Genomic DNA, 14958 nt, shown 5'->3' with positions numbered 1-14958 from the left:
AGTGATCGCCCATGACCGCCGCCCGCTACGACTTCGCTTCCGACAACGTCGCCGGGGCCATGCCCGAGGTGATGGAGGCGCTGGTCGCCGCCAACGCCGGGACGGCGTCGGGCTATGGGACGGACCATGTCAGCCAGGCGGCCGGCGACCGCATCCGCGCGGCGCTCGACGCCGACGCCGAGGTGAAGTTCATGCCGTCGGGAACGGCGGCCAACGCCTTCGCCCTGACCTTGCTGGCCTCGCCGCACGAGGCGGTGCTGGCCCACGAGCACGCCCACATCTGCACCGACGAGACCGGCGCGCCGGGCTTCTTCGGCCAGGGCGTGGGGCTGATCGGCCTGCCGGGCGCGTCGGGCAAGATCGATCCGGCGGCGCTGGAGGCGGCCCTGGCCCAGCCCGACGTCTCCTATCGCCAGCCGGCCGCGGCCCTGTCGCTGACCACGGCCACCGAGTACGGCACGGTCTATTCGGAAGCGGCGCTGAAGGCCTTGATCGATCCGGTCAAGGCCAAGGGCTACGGCGTGCACCTGGACGGCGCGCGGCTGGCCAACGCCGTGGCGGCCGGCTTCGACCTGAAGGCGGTGGGGCGCCTGGGCGTCGACATTCTCGTCATGGGCGGCACCAAGGCCGGCTCGACCCCGACCGAGGCGGTGGTGTTTCTGAACCCGGCCCATCGCCGTCGCCTGGACTCGCGGATCAAGCACGCCGGCCAGCTGGTCTCCAAGGGCCGGTTCCTGGCCGCGCCGTGGCTCGGTTTGCTGGACGAGACCGGCGGGACCGGCCCCTGGGCGGCCCGCGCGGCGCACGCCAACGCCATGGCCCAGAAGCTGGCGGCGCTGATGCCCTATCCGATCCTGCATCCGGTGGAGGCCAACGGCCTGTTCGTCGACATGAGCGACGCGGCGCTGGACCGGCTGCGCGGCGAGGGCTGGTTCGTCTACCGTTTCCTAGACGGTTCGGCCCGCTTCATGTGCTCGTGGGCGACCACCTCGGAGATGGTGGAGCAACTGGGCGCCGCTCTCGCCAAGATTGCTCTCGACGAGCCCGCATAGCAGCGCTATGCGTGCGAGGGACTGTTTCGGGGTTGAAACAGTCGGGGGCATATCTGGGGGCTCACCGTGTCCGTTTTCCGTAGCGTCGCCGTCACGGCGTGCCTGTTTCTGGCCGCCTGCACCACGACCAACACCCGTCTCGCCGACAAGTCGCCGACCAAGCCGGCGGCCGGCGCCAAGATCCTGATCGTCCAGCCGGACATCGAGCTTGGCCTGCTGACCGTCACCGGCATCCAGGAGGCGCGCGCCGACTGGTCGACCCAGGCGCGCGGCAACATCAAGCGCGAACTGGAAGAGGCCGCGACGGCCAAGTCGCACGTCTTCCGCTCGCTGGATCCGACCTCCGTCGAGGACCCGCGCGCCCTGCAGCTGCTGCGCCTGCACGAGGCCGTCGGCAACTCGATCCGCGGCTTCAACTACGGCCTCTATTCGCTGCCGACCAAGAAGAGCTTCGACTGGACGCTGGGGAACGGAACCCAGACCCTGGCCCAGGCCTATGACGCCGACTACGCCCTGTTCACCTACGGGCGGGGCGCCTATTCGAGCGGCGGCCGCAAGGCGGCCATGGTCGGCGCGGCCCTGCTGGGCGTCAGCATGCCGATGGCCCAGCAATACGCCTTCACCTCGCTGGTCGACCTGAAGACCGGCAAGGTGGTGTGGTTCAACGTCGCCGTGGCCGGCACGGACTCCGACATGCGCTCGCCCGAGGGCGCGGAGACCTTCGCCAAGGCCCTGCTGAAGGACGCGCCGCTCTGATGCCCCGCGTCCTTCGCCCGAGGGCGAAGGGCCTGGCCCTGCTGGCCGCCGCCGTCCTGGCGGTCGCGCCGGCGGGCGCCCAACCCCGCGCCCCGCACCTGCGCCCGACCGACACCTCCGACGAGGGCGGCATCTGGGCGCTGTCCGAAAAGGCCGAGCTGGCGGCCCGCCAGTCGGTCGAGCGCAACCGCGACCCGGCGCTGAACGCCTACGTCACCGGCGTCGTCGCCAAGCTGGCGCCCGAGTACCAGGGCGACATCCGCGTCTATGTGATGGACCGGCCGTTCTTCAACGCCCAGATGGCCCCCAACGGCTATGGCGAGGTGTGGTCGGGCCTGCTGCTGCGGGTGCAGAGCGAGGACGAGCTTGCCTTCGTGCTGGGCCACGAGGTCGGCCACTTCGCCGAGAACCATTCGATCGAGGCCTACCGGACGCTGAAGGCCCGGCTGGGCGCGACCATGGCCGTGCAGTTCGCCGTGGCGGCGGTGGCCATGGGGGCGGCGGTCAACGCCGGCTCGGCCCAGGGCGCCAACGACATCATGCGCGCGGCCGGGGCGCTGAACGACCTGCTCTATCTGGGCCAGCTGGCCGCCTATTTCGGCTATTCGCGCGAGAACGAGGTCGAGGCCGACGGCCTGGGCTTCAAGCGGGCCGTGGCCGCCGGCTACGACCCGGCCGCCGGGGCGACCCTGTGGCGCTCGCTGATCGCCGAGACCGGATCGTCGAGCTTCAAGCGGGTGCGCGACCAGGAAGCCCGGTCCAACATCTTCAGCACCCACCCCGTCAGCAGCGAGCGGGTCAAGGCGCTGGACGACCTGGCCGCCCGGACGCCGACCAAGGCCTCCACCGCCGACCGCAAGGCCTATCGCGCCGTCATCCGCCCGCACCTGGCGGCCTGGCTGAAGGATGATTTGCGCCGCCGCGATTACGGCCAGAGCCTGGCCCTCATCGACCGCCTGGCGGCGCAGGGCGAGGACCAGGGCCTGCTGACCTTCTATCGCGCCGAGGCCTATCGCCAGCGGCGCGGCGAGGGCGACCTGGAGCTGGCCCGCAAGGCCTACGCCCAGGCCGGGACCTATCCCGACGCCCCGGTCGCCGCCTGGCGCACCCTGGGCGACCTGGCCCTGCAGGCCGGCGACCGCCCGGGCGCCAAGACCGCCTACGAAACCTATCTCGCCCGCGCCCCCCAGGCGCAGGACCGCTGGCTGGTCGAGGCCAGCCTCAAGAAACTCTCCGAAGGAAGCGCGACATGATCCGCACCAACGTCGTTCGCCTGCTGGCGCCTTGCGCCCTGCTCATGAGCCTGTCGGCCTGCGTCAGCGTCACCTCGGCCCCGGCCGGTCCCTACAAGATCGGCACGGCCACCGTGACCCTCGGCCACGAGTGGTCGGACATCAGCGCCATCATGTTCGCCCGTCCGGCCAAGGTACGGCTGCTGTCGATGGACGGCCCGCTGCTGAACCGGCTCTACGTGACCGACGGCCTTGCGCCCGGCGAGTTCATGGTCAAGCCGGCCGCCAAGGAGCGCCCGACCCCGACCTACCGCGCAGGCATGGCCCCGACCGAGCTGGTGGAGTTCGTCACCGACAGCGTCGCGGCCCTCGACTACCAGCGCGTCGAGACCGACAACCTGCGTCCGGCCAAGGTGGGCTCGGCCGACGGCCTGCGCTTCGACCTCAAGGCCAAGACCAAGGAGGGCCTCGACATCTCCGGCGCCGCCCAGGTGGCCGAGGTGAACGGCAAGCTCTACGTCGTACTGTTCCTGGCCCCCAGCGAGCACTACTTCGCCGCCGAACTGCCGGAAGTGGAGACGGTGCTGGGCTCGGTGAAGGTGGGGTGATCACCCACGCCCCTCTCCCCTTGCGGGAGAGGGTGGCCTCGCGGAGCGAGGTCGGGTGAGGGGTCTCTCGGAAATCAGACGCCGCGATAGCTGTTCAGCCGTCGCGGCGTTTTGCGTTTGTGCGACCCCTCATCCGTCGACTTCGTCGACACCTTCTCCCGCAAGGGGAGAAGGAGCGCTGCTACCCCTCGAAATACCGTTCCACCTGCTCGGCCCAGCCGTGGGAGGGCTTGGCCAGCTGGTCGCGGTCGTAGGCGGGGCTGTCCTTGAAGCGGTCCTTGGTGATCTCGACGGCGTAGGCCTCGGCCTTGTCGTCGAAGGTCAGCACGCGCCAGGGCAGGGGATGGTACTTGCCGCCAGTGAACAGGCCGGCCGGCTCGACGGCGACATAGCGGCCGATGCCGGCGTCGCGGTCGACGAACACCTCGCGGATGACGCCCAGCTTGTGGCCCTTGGGATCGGTGACCGGCGTGCCGATCAGGTCGCCGCTCTTCACCAGACGATCGTCGACGGCCATGGGGTTCCTCCTTTGAAGCTTCCTTTGGCAACGCCCGTCGCGTGGGGGGAGTTGCCAACCCCGGCGAAGCCCGCGATGGATCGGGCATGAGCACGCCTGTCGCCCCGCCTACCGACCGCCCGATCGTCCTGGTCGCCGCCGCCGCCCTGATCGACGTCGACGGGCGGGTGCTGATCTGCCAGCGCCCCGAGGGAAAGTCGCTGGCCGGCCTGTGGGAGTTTCCTGGCGGCAAGGTCGAGAAGGGCGAGACGCCCGAGCAGTGCCTGATCCGCGAGCTGCACGAAGAGCTGGGCATCACGGTCGCCCAGGCGTGCCTGGCGCCCTTCGTCTTCGCCTCGCACACATACGAGACCTTCCACCTGCTGATGCCGCTCTATCTGCTGCGGCGCTGGGAGGGGCAGGTGACGGCCAGGGAGCACAAGGCGATGGCCTGGGTGAAGCCGGCCCAGCTGTCGGACTACGACATGCCGCCGGCCGATCTTCCGCTGGTCGCCTGGCTGCGGGATGTGCTTTAACTCAGACAAATAGCGCGAAGGCGCGAAACGTCCGAGGAAACGAGCGGTGACTTTCGACTTTCAGCCTTCGCGGCGCGTGATGCTGGCGGGGGCCGGGGCCCTGACCGTTTCTGGAGCCGCCGTCGCCGCGCCCGCTTCGGCCGGACCGCTGCTCAATCCCGTCGTCCGCCAGCGGGCCGACGCCCAGGTCTTCAAGCACACCGACGGCTTCTACTACCTGACCGGCTCGGTGCCGGAATACGACCGGCTGATCATCCGCCGGTCGCGCACCCTGGCGGGGCTGGCCACGGCGCAAGAGGCGGTGATCTGGCGCAGGCCCAAGGAAGGCAAGCTGGGTGGCTATATCTGGGCGCCCGAACTGCACTGGCTCGACGGCGCCTGGCACATGTATTTCGCCGCCGGCGACGCGGGCGAGCCGTTCCACATCCGCACCTATGTGCTGCGCTGCCAGGACCGCGACGCCCTGTCGGGCCGCTGGAGCCTGCTGGGCCAGCTGCAGACGCCTTGGGACACCTTCACGCTCGACTCCACGGTCTTCAGCCACAAGGGCGTGCGCTACATCTGCTGGGCGCAGACCGAGCCGGGCATCAAGACCAACAGCAACCTCTACCTGGCCCCGCTGGCCACGCCCACGACCCTGGCCCGGCCGCCTGTTCGCCTGACCGTGCCGACGCTGGACTGGGAGACCCGGGGCTACAAGGTGGCCGAGGCGCCCGCCGCCCTGATCCGCAATGGCAAGGTGTTCATCGCCTATTCGGCCAGCGCCACCGACGACCGCTACTGCCTGGGCCTGCTGACCGCCGACGCGGACGCCGACCTGATGGCCGAGGCGTCGTGGAGCAAGTCGCCGGTCCCCGTGTTCGTCTCGTCGGACGAGACCAGGGTCTGGGGGCCTGGCCACAACTCGTTCACGGTGGACGAGCAGGGCCGCGACGTCCTGGTGTTCCACGGCCGCGACTACAAGGCGATCAAGGGCAATCCCCTGTTCGACCCCAACCGCCACACGCGGGTGCAGAAGCTGTACTACAAGCCGGACGGGACGCCTGATTTCGGCGTGCCTGCCGGGGCGGGGGAAATTCCGGACCGCTTCTCGCCGCTCGATCGGCCGGGGGCGTTCCTGCGCTATGAGGGCGATGTGGTGAGCGTGGGCGACGGGGCGCTGGCCACGACCCAGTTGCGTCAGAAGCTTGGGCCGCACGGCCAGGTGACGCTGGAGCCGATCCTGCGACCGGGTCATGACCTGCGGATCGAGGGCGACAAGGTCGTGGCCGCCCAGCCCGACCCTCTCGCCGATCGCGCGGCGGACTTCGTTCGGGTGAAGGGCCTGGCCGGCAAGGGCGTATCATTCCGGGCGCGCAAGGGCGGCTATCTGATGCACCGCGACGGGGCGGTGGTGGTGGCGCCGGCCACGGACGCCAGGGCCCGCGCGGCGGCGACCTGGCTGGTGAGCTGAGGGCGCAGGTCCGGTTCTGGAGGAACCTCCCCCCGTGGGGGAGGTGATCGCGAAGCGATCGGTGGGGGGAGTGGGTGCTGAACTTCCAATGCCTCGGAAGCTGAAAACGGCCCCCCACCGGCCTTCGGCCGCCTCCCCCAGAGGGGGAGGTTCCTTTCGGCCAGACCTCAGCCCGCCTTGTCGCCCGCCGGCTGTTCCTTCACCCCCAGCGCATCGGCCAGCCGCATCTTGGCCGAGCCCGGCCGCAGGGGCTTCTGCTGGCTCGCATGCGGCGCCCAGCCCGTCGCCGTGACGATCTCGAAGGTCGCCGGCACGCGGCCGTCGGCCTCGGCGAAGCGCTGCTGGTAGATCTCCAGCGCTCGGAACAGCACCTTGCGGCTCAGGGGTTTGCGCGAGCGGTCGAGCAGCACGCTGGTCTCGCCCATGCGGCGCAGGTCCTGCAGCAGGGCGATCGGGTGGCCGTAGCGGACCTTGACCCGGTCGACATCGGCCACCGGCAGGGTGAAGCCGGCGCGTTGCAGCAGGCCCGCCGCGTCGACCGTGTCGGCGAAGGGCGAGACGCGCATCGAAACGCCGCCGGCGATCTCGTCCTCGGCGGCCATCAGCGACTGGCGAAGCTCGGTCAGGGTGGCCCCGCCGAACAGGGCGCCGATGAACAGGCCGTCGGGCCGCAGGGCGCGGCGGATCTGGATCAGGGCGCCGACCAGGTCGTTGGTCCAGTGCAGGGCCAGGGTCGAGACCACCAGATCCAGCGTCTCGTCGCCGAACGGCAGGCGCTCCTCGTCGGCGACCACGGTCGGGCCGCCGCGTCCGGCCAGCATGCGGGCCGAAAGATCGGTGTCGATCAGCAGGCCGATCTTGGCCGCCGCGTCGCTTTCCGACAGCGCCTGGCGGAAAGCGCCGTCTCGGCTTCCGAGATCGACGGCGACCGGAAACTCCCGCAGGATCGCCTCCAGCCGCATGACCGCGTCACCGGCGGCGCGCGCCTTCAGGAATCCGGCCTGGCCGAAGTGGGGCGCGGCGCGGTCGAGGCGGGCTCGGAGAAGGTCGCGGTCGAAGAGGAGGGGCGAACTGGTCATGCGGGCGGAACATGGCGATTTCCTTGCGCAATGGAAACCCGGCCCGCGCCTGACGGGGATCGGAAGGGGCCTGCTCGACCTGATCCTGCCGCCGCGCGCCTTCGACGGCGAGCCGGCCCTGACCTCCGGACTGTCGGCCGGGGCCTGGAGCCGCATCGTCTTTCTCGACGGACCGGTCTGCGACGGCTGCGGCGCGCCGTTCCCGTTCGACCAGGGCGAGCCGCTGTGCGCCCTCTGCCTGGCCAGGCCCCGAACCTTCGCGCGGGCCAGGGCCGCCTGTCTTTACGACGAACACTCGCGGGATTTGATCCTGAAGCTGAAGCACGCCGACCGCACGGACCTGTCGGGCCTGTTCGCCCGCTGGATCTCGCGCGCCGCGCCCGACCTGCTGGACGAGGCCGATGCGGTGGTTCCCGTGCCGATGCACCGCGCGAGGCTTCTGCGCCGCCGCTACAATCAGGCCGCCGAGATCGCCCGGCCGCTGGCCCGCACGGCGGGGCGGCTCTATCTGGCAGACGCCCTGGTGCGCAGGCGAGACACCGTCAGCCAGGGCGGCAAGTCGGCCGACGGCCGCCGCCGGAATGTCGCCGCCGCCTTCGCCGTGCCCGACCGCAAACGCCCGCTGGTCGAGGGAAAGCGGGTGCTGCTGGTCGACGACGTGCTGACCACCGGGGCCACGGCCGAGGGCTGCGCGAGGGCGCTGCTGGCGGCCGGCGCCTCGGCTGTCGACCTGACTGTCGTCGCGCGCGTTACAGAAATGCGAACCCGTCCTATATGAGGGCTGGAATCCGAGCTTTTGGAACCGACATGGCCAAGGTCACCATCTACACCCGTCCCTTCTGCGGCTACTGCGCCCGCGCCCTGAAACTGCTCAACGACAAGGGCGCCGACTTCTCCGAGATCGAGGCGGGCATGGACCCCAAGCTGCGCCAGGAGATGATCGACCGCTCGGGCCGCGCCACCTTCCCGCAGATCTTCGTCGGCGAGCAGCACATCGGCGGCTGCGACGACATGATGGCGCTGGAGCGCGAGGGCAAGCTCGACCCGCTGCTGGCCGCATGACCGTCCGGGTCGGCCTCGTCCAGACGCGTACGCCGGCCACCCAGGCCGCCGCGCTCGAGCATGTCGCGCCGCTGGTGCGGCAGGCGGCCGAGGCGGGCGCTGCGTTCATCCTGACGCCCGAGGGCGTCAACGTGCTGCAGAAGGACAAGGAGAAGCTGCTGCCGACCCTCGTCCCGCTGGAGGACGACGTGGTGGTGCGCGGCCTGCAGGCCCTGGCGCGGGAATACGGCGTCTGGATCGACGTCGGCTCGGCCCTGGTGCTGCGCGAGGACGGCAAGGCGGCCAACAGGCAGGCCGTGATCGACCCGAGCGGCGCGATCGTCGCCACCTACGACAAGCTGCACATGTTCGACGTGCAGCTGCCGACTGGAGAAACGGCGCGGGAATCGGCCGTCTACACCCCCGGCGAGCGGGCGGTGGTGGTCGACACGCCCCTGGGCCCGACCGGCCTGACCATCTGCTACGACATGCGCTTTCCGGCCCTGCACCGGGCCCTGGCGCTGGCAGGGGCCAAGGTGATCACCGCGCCCGCCGCCTTCACCCGTCCGACCGGCGAGGCCCATTGGGACATCCTGCTGCGCGCCCGGGCCATCGAGACCGGCTCGTTCGTCATCGCGGCGGCGCAGGGCGGTTTCCACGAGGATGGACGCGGCACCTGGGGCCGCTCGATCGCCATCGGCCCGTGGGGCGAGGTGATCGGCAAGCTTGACCATGACGAGCCGGGCGTGCTGATCGCCGATCTCGACCTGGCGGCCGCCGACAAGGCGCGCGCGGCCATCCCGGTCCTGACCAACGCCCGCGACTTCGTCGGGCCGTGAGCCCATACTGACGTCATGATCAAGTACGCCCTCGCCTGCGATCACGAACATGAGTTCGAAGGCTGGTTCGGCTCGTCGGGCGACTATGACGACCAGGCCGCCCGCGGCCTCGTCGAGTGCCCGGTCTGTGGCTCGACCGGCGTGCGCAAGCAGATCATGGCCCCCGCCATCGCCGGCACGAAGGCTCAGCGATCCTCGCCCGAGCCGGATGCGAAGATGCGCGAGATGATGATGACCGCCATGAGCGAGGTGCGCCGCGAGGTCGAGGAGAACTTCGACTATGTCGGCGACCGCTTCGCCAAGGAGGCCCGCGACATCCACGAGGGCAAGTCCGAGGAACGCGGCATCTATGGCGAGGCCTCGCCCAAGGAGGTGAAGGCCCTGCTGGAGGACGGCGTGAAAGTCGCCGCCCTGCCGCCGGCGCCGCCGAAGAAGACGCAGGTCAACTAGGCTCGCCGCGTTCCTTGGGTCCCATGAGGCCGGCGCCGCGCCGCCAGTCGTCGATCCGGCGCATCAGCGGCGTGGCGGTCGCGCCGTGGATCAGGATCGAGCCCAGGACCACGAAGCCGGTGATCGCCCAGAGCCGCGACCAGTTGTCGAACGGTCCGTGGTTGAGGGCCCAGGCCAGGTAGTAGAACGAGCCGATCCCGCGGATCCCGAAGAACGAGACGATCGCCCGTTCGCGGCGCGAGTGCGGCGCCCACAGCAGGCCGATCCAGCCGGCCAGCGGCCGCACGACAAGCAGCAGCGCCAGGCCCAGGCCCGCGTCCTTCCAGGTCAGGGGCGCCAGCAGCCCGCCGCCGATCGCGCCGCCCAGCATGACCAGGACCAGCATCATCAGCAGGCGCTCCACCTGCTCGGCGAAGTCGTGCATGGCCTCGTGGAATTCGTGGTCGCGCTCGGTGGCCCGCAGCGCCAGGGCGGCGATGAACACGGCGAGGAAGCCGTAGCCGTGCGCCGCCTCGGCCACGGCGTAGGCGAACAGGGTCGCCCCCAGCGCCACCAGGCCGTCGCCCGTGCCGGAGAGACGCGCCCGCGGGGCCTTGAAGGTGATCCAGCCCAGGGCCTTGCCGACCGCCCAGCCCACGGCGATCCCGGCCGCGATCCGCCAGGCGACGTCGACGGCCAGCCAGTGGCCCAGGCGCTCGGCGGACAGAAGGCCGCCGCCGGCCGCCGCGACCACGGCCAGGTGCACGAACGGAAAGGCGAAGCCGTCGTTGAGCCCCGCCTCGGAGGTCAGGGCGAAGCGCGCCTCGCCGTCCTCGCCCGAACGCGGCGGCCCGACCTGGACGTCGGAGGCCAGCACCGGGTCGGTCGGGGCCAGGGCCGCGCCGAGCAGCAGAGCCGAGGCCAGGCCCAATCCAAGTCCGTAGACGCCGATCAGCGTCACCCCGGCGATGGTCAGGGGCATGGTGATGGCGATCAGCCGCCAGGACGAGCTCCAGGCCTTCCAGCCGAGGCGGCGGTCGATCTTCAGCCCAGCGCCCATCAGCGAGACCAGCACGACCAGTTCGGTCAGCCGCTCGGTCAGGGTGGAAAAGCGCAGGGGATCGGGCCGGAACGGCAGGCCGCCGGCGTGGAACACCACGACGCCGATGACGACGCAGAGGATGGCCAGCGACAGGGGCAGGTTGCGCAGCGCCATCGGCAGCCAGGCGACCAGCAGCACGATCACGCCGACGCCGAGGAGAAACAGGATGTAGGGGTCTAGCGCCATCGTGCTCCAACGCGCCGGGAGGCGAAGGGAAACGAAAAAGGGCCCGTCCTTACGAACGGGCCCCTCGACCTTTCGAAGCGGCTTTCCGCCGCCCGTCGCTTCCGGCTTAGCGGTAGCGGTATTCGTAGTGGCAGTTCTTCTTGGAATTGTGCTTGGCGATCTGGTTGCCGGCGACCGCGCCGACCACGCCGCCGAGGATCGCGCCCTCGGTCTTGGCGCCGTTGCCGGCCACGGCCGCGCCGAGCGCGCCGCCGCTGAGGCCGCCGATCACGGTGCCCTTGTTGCGCGACTTCTTGGTGCTCTTGCAGACCAGCACGCGCTCGCGGCGTTGCTGGGCCTCGGCGACGGTGACGGCGACGGTGGAGGCGGTGAAGGCCAGGCTCACCGCGACGATCAGGGTTTTCATTTGGGCGCGCATGGCGACCTCCGTTGAGAGTGTTGTTCTATGTCCCTTGCGGGGGATAACGCCGAAGCTCCGCGTCGGTTCTATGTCGAGAGCCCGACGCGGGAACTCAGGTGTGGATCAGCCGTCGACGCGGTAGCGGCCGTCGCTGTCGGGACAGACGCGGACGTAGCGGCTTTCGGTGCGGCCCTGGTACTCGGTCGGGGCCTGCACGAGGCGGCACTTGCGCTCGTTGTAGCGGTTCCATTCCGAATAGCCGCCGGCCCGGTCGCGATAGTCGGCGCTTTCGCGATAGGGGACGGTGTCGTCGTAGGACCAGTACTGGCCGCGGCTGTCGCAGCGGGCCTTGGCGGCCGAGTTGCCGATGACCGCGCCAGCGCCGGCGCCGACCACGGCCCCCAGCACCGCGCCTTCGGTCTTGGCGTTGCGGGCCGCGACGTTGGAGCCGATCACCGCCCCGGCCAGGGCGCCGATCACCCCGCCGGCGGTGGCGTTGCGCTTGGCGTCGTCACGGCACGGGTCGCTGTAGCTTCCGCCCGAGGGCCTGGTGTTGTCGCCATAGACGGGCGGCGGGGCGGAGCCGGCGTAGGGGTCGGTCTCGTAGCGGTCGCCGGCGTCCGGATAGCGGCGGTCATAGGATCCGCGGCCGTAGCGGCGGTCGTAGTCGTCGCGGGCCCGCTCATAGGCGGCGCGGTCGCTCTCCCACTAGCGGCGCTGGGCGTCGTAGTCGGCGACATCCCTCGAGTCGTAGTTCTGGCCGCTGGTGGCGAAGCGGCGGGCTTCGTCGGGGTAGCGGCGGTCGTAGGCGCCGCGGCCGTTGCGACGGTCATAGGCGTCGCGCGTGCGCTGATAGGCGGCGCGGTCGGCCTCGAACTGGCGCTGTTCGGCGTAGTAGTCGCCGCTGGTGGGGTAGGCCGGCGTGCGCCAGCGACTGGCTTCGCTAGGATAGCGGCGGTCATAGGCCCCGCGGCCATAGCGGCGGTCGTAGTCGTCGCGGGCGCGCTCATAGGCGGCCCGGTCGGCGTCGTACTGGGCCTGGCGGCTGTCGTAGTCCGCGCGGCGGGCCTCGTAGGACGAGCGCTGCTGCTGATAGGTCTGCAATTGCTGCTGGTAGGCGCTATCGCTCTGAGTTTCGTACTGCGCCATGGCGGGCGCGGCCGAGGTGATGGCGACGGCGCCGGCCATCAGCCAGGCCAGACGACGGGAGGTCATGGGGAAGTCTCCGTTCCGACGAACGGATCGGGCGCTCCGCCCCACGAGAGGCGCCGATCCAGGTTCCAAGTCCCTGCGGCGAAATAAGCCGCAGCGAAGGTCAAGGTTCCCGGAAAAGGTCTCGAAAAAGGACTGGGATCAGTCGGTCAGCCAGGTGACGGCGAAGCGCTCGCCGGTCCAGACCGCCACGGCCATGGACGCTTCCTCGGTTCCGAACGACAGGGTCGGGGCCTTCAGCTCGACCTGGCGCGGCTCGTCGGCGGCGCAGGGCGCGCCGACGTCCTTGGCGCAGGTGGTCGGATAGGTCCCGGCCGGCTGGGCGGCGATGAAGAAGTTGGACGCGTCGGCGACCAGGGTGACGGTCTCGGGCTTGCCGGGCGCGGCGCCGCGCTCGACCACCAGCACATGCGCCCCGCCACGCGGCTCCAGCTTCGCCAGGTCGGCCTTGCCGTCGCCGTCGAAATCCCCGGCCAGCGAAGGCAGGGCGGCGGCGAGGGCGAGCAGCAGGGCGGGCATGGGGAGTACTCCAGGGTTACAGCCGGAGGTTGGCGCGCGGCCGCGCGGCGTCAAGCCTCTTTCAGGGCGGCCTTGATGCGTTCCTGTTCGAGCGCTTGCTCAACCGCTATGCGAACGGCTTCATGTGGCGTGCAGCCGAGCTGGCGCGCCAATTCATAGATCCTCGACAGGATCTTCTGGTCGCTGATGATGAGCGGTCCAGTCTCGGACATGACGCAGTTTTACCGCGAACCCCGTTCGGCGTCACGCCGCCGGCTTGGTGACCGTCATCATGTAGTTGATGTCGACGTCGGTGGAGCGGCTCCAGCGGCCGGTCAGCGGGTTGTAGGCGACGCCGAACGGGCCGTGCATCTCGACCGGCTCGCCGGCCAGGAAGGCGCGCAGCTCCTCGGGCTTGAGGAACTGCTTCCACTCGTGGGTGCCGGGCGGCACCCAGCGCAGCACGTATTCGGCGCCGATTTTCGCAAGCGCCAAAGCCTTCAGCGTGCGGTTCAGGGTGGCGACGATCATCAGGCCGCCGGGCTTGAGCAGCTGGGCGCAGGTGCGCAGGAAGGCGCCCGGATCGGCCACGTGCTCGATGACCTCCATGGTCAGCACGACGTCGAACGGACCCGCGCCCTCGGCGACCAGCTGTTCGGCGGTGGCGGGGCGGTAGCCGATGGAAAGGCCCTGCTCGGCGGCGTGGGCCGCGGCGGTCTTGATGTTGTTTTCCGAGGCGTCGATGGCGGTGACGGTGAAGCCCAGGCGCGCCATCGGCTCGCTCAGCAGGCCGCCGCCGCAGCCGATGTCGATCAGGGACAGGCCCTCGAACGGCGTGCGCTCGTTGCCGTCGCGGCCGAAGCGCTCCAGCGCCTGCTCCCGGATGAAGCCCAGCCGGCAGGGATTGAACACATGCAGCGGCGCGAACTTGCCCTTCGGGTCCCACCACTCGGCGGCGATGGCCGAGAACCGCGCCACGTCGGCGGGGTCGATGCTCCAGTTGGGCGTATTCGGGGCGCTCTGAGTCATGGTCAGCGTATGAGCACGACTTCGACCGGCAGGTCCAGATCGCTCCAGGCCCGATCGGTCGTCATGACCGGGAGACCTTCCCTGATGGCCAGGGCGAGGCAGGCGCGGTCGCCGAGCGACAGGCCCTTGTGGCGGGTGGCGGCGCGGAGAAGGCCGGCCTGGATGGCGAGGTCGCCATCGAAGTCAGCGATGTTCAGCGCCAGCGTCGAGAGGCGGCCTTCGACGTCCGAAGGCGTTGCGCCGCGCTCTATCAGCTTGGTGACCACTTCAGCCAGGTTGACGGTGGATATCCGGGCGTCCTTGAGCGCCGCGGCGGCGCGATCCTGGCCGGATTCGCCAAACAGGATCGCCAGGACGGCGGAGCAATCCATGATGAATTCAGTCGTCATGGCGGCGTTGAGCCTCCCAGGCCCGGGCTTCCTCTTCCTCCTGGGCGGCCTCTCGGCGGCGATCTTCGATCAACTCGTCGGACGCCAGTTTGTCGGAGGGGATAGCGAAGCTCGCCACCCAGTTCTGCAGACGACGCACGGACTCCGGAAGGCTGATGAGCTTGAAGAACTCGCCATCCAGCTCGGCGATGATCACGCCGTTCGCTCCAGCGCCGAGCGCCGCGAGCACCTCGGGTGGAAGCGTCAGCGATCCGTTCCTGAGTTCCAATCGGTAGCTCTTCGGCCGATCGTGGACAAAGGCTCCGGCGTCGCCTTCCGCCATTCCTATCGGCGCGACCGTCTCAGCCGGACGGGCCTCCTCGAGCACATTCCGCACGTGCTGGTAGCGCTTGCCGAGGATGCGGGCGATGTCGGCGCGCTTGTAGCCGGCGGCGGCCAGGGCGCGGATCTTGCCGGCGACGGTGGTCTGGCCGGCCAGCAGGCGTTCGACCTCGGGCGACATGGCGCTTTCCGATCGTCTGTGGACAGGTAGATAGTCAGTCAGGTTGCGCCCTGCGTCAAATCCTCGCCCCATCGCGAGAAAAAAGACACATCCGCGACATTGCCGTTGCGCCAAGGCCC

The 14958-nt window shown here is 70.0% G+C and carries 20 protein-coding genes and 1 pseudogene; 10 read left to right on the top strand and 11 right to left on the bottom strand.

What is annotated here, in order from left to right:
- Nucleotides 1–11 precede the first annotated feature (11 nt).
- From AC1RRS_RS02075 to AC1RRS_RS02060, 4 genes are all read left to right on the top strand, one after another.
- Nucleotides 12–1052 carry a beta-eliminating lyase-related protein gene (locus tag AC1RRS_RS02075; protein ID WP_492853728.1) on the top strand — a complete coding sequence of 347 codons (1041 nt, stop codon included), beginning with the start codon at nt 12–14 and terminating at the stop codon, nt 1050–1052.
- 66 nt (nt 1053–1118) lie between these two features.
- Complete coding sequence (locus tag AC1RRS_RS02070; RefSeq protein WP_492853727.1) at nt 1119–1808, top strand: hypothetical protein; 690 nt, start codon at nt 1119–1121, stop codon at nt 1806–1808.
- A complete protein-coding gene (locus AC1RRS_RS02065) occupies nt 1808–3061 on the top strand; it encodes a M48 family metalloprotease (protein ID WP_492853726.1) in 1254 nt (417 codons plus the stop codon). Before AC1RRS_RS02070 ends, AC1RRS_RS02065 begins: the two co-directional genes overlap by 1 nt.
- Nucleotides 3058–3648 (top strand): hypothetical protein, encoded by a 591-nt coding sequence (locus tag AC1RRS_RS02060; protein ID WP_492853725.1) that lies wholly within the window; start codon nt 3058–3060, stop codon nt 3646–3648. Before AC1RRS_RS02065 ends, AC1RRS_RS02060 begins: the two co-directional genes overlap by 4 nt.
- 181 nt (nt 3649–3829) lie before the next feature.
- On the opposite strand, the gene AC1RRS_RS02055 is transcribed toward AC1RRS_RS02060, so the two are convergent.
- Nucleotides 3830–4165: a PRC-barrel domain-containing protein gene (locus AC1RRS_RS02055; RefSeq protein WP_492853724.1), complete on the bottom strand. Its 336-nt coding sequence runs from the start codon at nt 4163–4165 to the stop codon at nt 3830–3832.
- Nucleotides 4166–4251: 86 nt separating this feature from the next.
- Between AC1RRS_RS02055 and mutT the strand changes: the two genes are divergently transcribed.
- Together mutT and AC1RRS_RS02045 are read left to right on the top strand one after the other, a co-directional pair.
- Complete coding sequence (gene mutT / locus AC1RRS_RS02050) at nt 4252–4680, top strand: 8-oxo-dGTP diphosphatase MutT (RefSeq protein WP_492853723.1); 429 nt, start codon at nt 4252–4254, stop codon at nt 4678–4680.
- Nucleotides 4681–4726: 46 nt separating this feature from the next.
- Entirely contained in the window at nt 4727–6133 is a 1407-nt protein-coding gene (locus AC1RRS_RS02045; RefSeq protein ID WP_492853722.1) for a family 43 glycosylhydrolase, read from the top strand.
- Between the two features lie 167 nt (nt 6134–6300).
- On the opposite strand, the gene AC1RRS_RS02040 is transcribed toward AC1RRS_RS02045, so the two are convergent.
- The gene (locus tag AC1RRS_RS02040; protein ID WP_110120189.1) at nt 6301–7212 is read right to left on the bottom strand and encodes a methyltransferase domain-containing protein; all 912 of its coding nucleotides are present in this window, start codon (nt 7210–7212) and stop codon (nt 6301–6303) included.
- Here AC1RRS_RS02040 and AC1RRS_RS02035 point away from each other — a divergent pair.
- The 4 genes from AC1RRS_RS02035 to AC1RRS_RS02020 are packed head-to-tail and all read left to right on the top strand — an operon-like array spanning nt 7211 to nt 9542.
- Entirely contained in the window at nt 7211–7990 is a 780-nt protein-coding gene (locus AC1RRS_RS02035) for a ComF family protein (protein ID WP_492853721.1), read from the top strand. The two genes, AC1RRS_RS02040 and AC1RRS_RS02035, sit on opposite strands and share 2 nt — an antisense overlap.
- A 29-nt stretch (nt 7991–8019) precedes the next feature.
- Nucleotides 8020–8274: a glutaredoxin 3 gene (grxC, locus tag AC1RRS_RS02030; protein ID WP_110120192.1), complete on the top strand. Its 255-nt coding sequence runs from the start codon at nt 8020–8022 to the stop codon at nt 8272–8274.
- Nucleotides 8271–9092, top strand: coding sequence for a carbon-nitrogen hydrolase family protein (locus tag AC1RRS_RS02025; protein ID WP_492853720.1), 822 nt, complete (start codon nt 8271–8273; stop codon nt 9090–9092). The genes grxC and AC1RRS_RS02025 overlap by 4 nt, the downstream gene beginning before the upstream one ends.
- 15 nt (nt 9093–9107) lie before the next feature.
- Nucleotides 9108–9542, top strand: coding sequence for a DUF1178 family protein (locus AC1RRS_RS02020; protein WP_110120194.1), 435 nt, complete (start codon nt 9108–9110; stop codon nt 9540–9542).
- On the opposite strand, the gene AC1RRS_RS02015 is transcribed toward AC1RRS_RS02020, so the two are convergent.
- The 9 genes and pseudogenes from AC1RRS_RS02015 to AC1RRS_RS01975 all read right to left on the bottom strand — a co-directional run bounded on the left by AC1RRS_RS02015 (nt 9535) and on the right by AC1RRS_RS01975 (nt 14839).
- On the bottom strand, nt 9535–10809 hold the full coding sequence (locus AC1RRS_RS02015; RefSeq protein WP_492853719.1) for a cation:proton antiporter: 1275 nt from the start codon (nt 10807–10809) through the stop codon (nt 9535–9537). The genes AC1RRS_RS02020 and AC1RRS_RS02015 overlap by 8 nt on opposite strands.
- A gap of 106 nt (nt 10810–10915) precedes the next feature.
- Nucleotides 10916–11227 carry a glycine zipper 2TM domain-containing protein gene (locus AC1RRS_RS02010; RefSeq protein WP_487288085.1) on the bottom strand — a complete coding sequence of 104 codons (312 nt, stop codon included), beginning with the start codon at nt 11225–11227 and terminating at the stop codon, nt 10916–10918.
- A gap of 105 nt (nt 11228–11332) precedes the next feature.
- Nucleotides 11333–11710 (bottom strand): annotated as a pseudogene (locus AC1RRS_RS02005) (glycine zipper 2TM domain-containing protein); the annotation flags it as partial.
- Nucleotides 11711–11917: 207 nt separating this feature from the next.
- Nucleotides 11918–12424, bottom strand: a complete 507-nt coding sequence (locus tag AC1RRS_RS02000; RefSeq protein ID WP_492853718.1) for a hypothetical protein — start codon at nt 12422–12424, stop codon at nt 11918–11920.
- A gap of 138 nt (nt 12425–12562) precedes the next feature.
- Entirely contained in the window at nt 12563–12940 is a 378-nt protein-coding gene (locus AC1RRS_RS01995) for a hypothetical protein (protein ID WP_492853717.1), read from the bottom strand.
- Between the two features lie 50 nt (nt 12941–12990).
- Complete coding sequence (locus tag AC1RRS_RS01990; RefSeq protein WP_492853716.1) at nt 12991–13152, bottom strand: hypothetical protein; 162 nt, start codon at nt 13150–13152, stop codon at nt 12991–12993.
- Between the two features lie 31 nt (nt 13153–13183).
- The gene (gene ubiG, locus AC1RRS_RS01985; RefSeq protein WP_492853715.1) at nt 13184–13948 is read right to left on the bottom strand and encodes a bifunctional 2-polyprenyl-6-hydroxyphenol methylase/3-demethylubiquinol 3-O-methyltransferase UbiG; all 765 of its coding nucleotides are present in this window, start codon (nt 13946–13948) and stop codon (nt 13184–13186) included.
- 2 nt (nt 13949–13950) lie between these two features.
- Nucleotides 13951–14337: a type II toxin-antitoxin system VapC family toxin gene (locus tag AC1RRS_RS01980; protein WP_492853714.1), complete on the bottom strand. Its 387-nt coding sequence runs from the start codon at nt 14335–14337 to the stop codon at nt 13951–13953.
- Nucleotides 14327–14839 (bottom strand): AbrB/MazE/SpoVT family DNA-binding domain-containing protein, encoded by a 513-nt coding sequence (locus tag AC1RRS_RS01975; RefSeq protein ID WP_487288092.1) that lies wholly within the window; start codon nt 14837–14839, stop codon nt 14327–14329. The genes AC1RRS_RS01980 and AC1RRS_RS01975 overlap by 11 nt, the downstream gene beginning before the upstream one ends.
- Nucleotides 14840–14958 lie beyond the last annotated feature (119 nt).

This window comes from Caulobacter sp. GW821-FHT12A07 (genome assembly GCF_058807655.1).
Note: the sequence above shows the minus strand (reverse complement) of the source record. Positions and strands in the feature narration are given on the sequence as shown.